2 protein-coding genes are annotated in these 2,210 nt (G+C 69.9%); both read right to left on the bottom strand.

All coding sequences use genetic code 11. The features are described from left to right. Window positions 1–98: 98 nt before the first annotated feature. The gene (locus tag DXC52_RS08550; RefSeq protein WP_117746924.1) at window positions 99–926 is read right to left on the bottom strand and encodes an ATP-binding protein; all 828 of its coding nucleotides are present in this window, start codon (window positions 924–926) and stop codon (window positions 99–101) included. After that, window positions 923–2,210, bottom strand: a 1,288-nt coding sequence (istA, locus tag DXC52_RS08545; RefSeq protein ID WP_233504913.1) for an IS21 family transposase, incomplete at its 5' end; no start/stop codon positions are given. The genes istA and DXC52_RS08550, both read right to left, overlap by 4 nt.

Raw genomic sequence — 2,210 nt, 5'->3', positions numbered from 1 at the left:
CGGAATAATTTAGCCAAATATAGTCGGCCGAGATTGACCAATCCCGGCCGACCCATTTTAGCCAACACGCCCGCATCTATGACTTTCCTATCGCTTCCCTACATCCCCTCGGGCTGGATCCCCCTCACCTTCACCGCCTGGGGGACGGCCTCCACCGAGTAGGTGTCGAGCTCCCTGCCGCGGTAGCTCGGGCCCCGCATCACGAACACCGACGCCTTGTCGAACAGCCTGCCGAGGGCGCAGAGGAGCGTGTCGTCGCCCGTGAAGAACTCATCCCACCCGCTCGGGGCGATGTTGCTCGTGAGGACCATCGCGTTCGGCCCCTCCTTCTCGTAGCGCCTGTCGACGACATCGAAGAACAGGTCGGTGCACGGCCTGTCGTAGACGCATCTCCCCACCTCGTCAACGATGAGGCACGACGGCTTGACGAGCGAGGAGACGACCCGCGAGGTGTTTCCCCGCTGGACGGCCTTCTGGAACCTGTCCCTGAGCTCGGTCGCCTTTATGTAGTAGGTCTTGAGCCCCCGCATGCAGCACTCGCGCCCGTAGGCCTGCGCGAGGTGCGTCTTCCCTATGCCGCCGGGCCCGACGAAGGCGACGTTGCGGTGCGCGTAGAGGTCGGCCAGCGACGGGAGCTTGCCCAGCGCGGCCGCGTCCCGGCCCTGGATCCTGGAGAAGTCGAAGCCCTCGAAGGTCTTGGGCTCGCGCCTGGGCAGCCTGCTCAGCCTCAGCAGCGTCTCGATGGAGGCGAGCCTCCTCTTCTCCGCAAGGTAGGAGAAGGTGGCTGCCACGGCGGCCATCTCCCCGTCGCCGAGGTCGAGGTCCGAGGCGAGGGTCGCGAGCTCCTCCGCCCCGACGGCGATCCCGAGCCTCGACGCGGCGTCGCTCGCGAGCTCGTAGGGGCTCGCCCCCGCGCCCGCCATCATTCGGCCCTCCCGAAGTCGAACCTCTCGAAACCGGGCTTCGCACGGGGCGGGGCGATCTGCTCGACCACGGTCCCGACCGGCTGGGTCGGCAGCTCCTCGGGCTGCGCCGGCGATGTCTCCCACTGGCCCTCGCACCAGCTGTCGGCGCCGGCGCCGACGGCGTGGGCGACGAGCTCGCGGGAGAGGTCGTCGCTGTATATGTGCACCACGCGCCCCTCCCGGCTCACCCTGCACTCGCGGCGGCCGTACCAGTAGGGCACGCCGTAGCGGTGCCCCTCGAAGCTCACGAAGCCGTCGAAGGAGATCTTCCGGCGCGGGCACAGGTACCGCTCGACCTCGGCCGTGACCTCGAGCGGCCTGGTGTTCGCCGAGCACGCCGCCTCGTGCTCGCGCATCGGGACGCATGCCGCCGGGCGCCGCCAGCGGCCTCCCTGCTCGGCGCACCAGAGGGCGGCCTCCCGGTTGAGGGCGTCAAGGTCGGTGAAGGACCTTCCCGCGAGGAAGTTCCCCTTCACGAAGCGGACGAGCCTCTCCACCTTGCCCTTCGTATAGGGGCGGCGCGGCCTGCACAGCCTGGTGCGGAAGCCGACGACGCCCATGAACTCGGCGTAGTCGGCCTGCCAGACGGGCCGGCCGTCGGCATCGCGGCGGACGACCACGCTCTTCATGTTGTCGGTGAGCACGGTCGCGGGCACGCCCAGCGCCGAGAACGCGTGCAGCATCCCGATGAGGAGGTTCTCCTGGCGCGCGTTCGGGAAGAACTCGACGTGGGCGCCCCCGCAATGGTGGCAGACCATGGCGAAGCAGGCGATCCGCGCCCGCTCGCCGCCGGGGCGCTCGACCGCGACGAAGCCCCAGTCCATCTGGTAGGCCTCTCCGGGCGCCGTCCTGAAGCGCTGGCCGCGGCAGCCCTGCGGGGCCGCCTGCCGCCTCTTCGCGGGCACGAGGTCCCGGTGCGCGGCGATATAGGTCTTCACCGTGGTGAGGCCGCCGGCGTAGCCCTGGCCGAGCAGCCGCTCGAATATCACCTGCGAGTTGGTGACGCCCTTCCGCAGGAGGTCGTCCACCAGGCCGGCGTGGCCGGCGAGCACGCCCGGCGCGGCCCTCCTCCCGCTGTTCCCGTGGGGCAGGGCCCTGAACCCGTGTGCCCTGACCGTCCTCGCGCGGGAGCGGGTGAGCCCCGTCCTCCTGCAGAACTCCGCGAGGTTGCATGCCTGCGGGTCGAACCCGTCGCCCTCCTCCGCGGCCATCTCCCGGAGCGCCGCGTCTATAATCTCCTGTAGG

The sequence above is a fragment of the Collinsella sp. TF05-9AC genome, from assembly GCF_003438495.1.
Classification (GTDB): domain Bacteria; phylum Actinomycetota; class Coriobacteriia; order Coriobacteriales; family Coriobacteriaceae; genus Collinsella.
The sequence above is the reverse complement of the archived record's forward strand: the minus strand, read 5'-3'. Positions and strand labels throughout refer to the sequence as shown.